The organism is Mesorhizobium sp. M1A.T.Ca.IN.004.03.1.1, assembly GCF_003997555.1.
Classification (GTDB): domain Bacteria; phylum Pseudomonadota; class Alphaproteobacteria; order Rhizobiales; family Rhizobiaceae; genus Mesorhizobium.
This window is the reverse complement of sequence record NZ_RZTV01000086.1, coordinates 1-356: the sequence shown is the minus strand read 5'-3', so window position 1 is coordinate 356 and position 356 is coordinate 1. Positions and strand designations below refer to the sequence as shown.

1 protein-coding gene is annotated in these 356 nt (G+C 57.9%); it reads left to right on the top strand.

Annotation, left to right across the window (positions count from 1 at the left end):
• Positions 1–37 precede the first annotated feature (37 nt).
• Positions 38–356 (top strand): SsrA-binding protein SmpB (gene smpB, locus EOD29_RS30810; RefSeq protein ID WP_127248785.1); only part of this gene is annotated, 319 nt, incomplete at its 3' end.

The following is a 356-nucleotide window of genomic DNA, read 5'->3' as shown; positions in this document are numbered from 1 at the left end:
GGCTTTTCTCGCCCTAAAAAGCAATTGGAATATCGTCATGGCCCCCAAAGGCAGCCAGCGCGTGGTGAATAAGGTCGTGGCCGAAAACCGCAAGGCCCGCTTCAACTACGAGATCATCGATACTTATGAGGCAGGTCTCGTGCTGAAGGGCACGGAGGTGAAGTCGCTGCGCGAAGGCAAAGCCAATATCGCAGAATCCTATGCGTCGGACGAGGATGGCGAGATCTGGCTGATCAACTCCTACCTGCCGGAATATCTGCAGGCGAACCGCTTCAATCACGGACCGCGCCGGCGCCGCAAGCTGCTTCTGTCGGGCCGTGAAATCCATCGTCTGCGTTCCGCCGTCAACCGCGAAG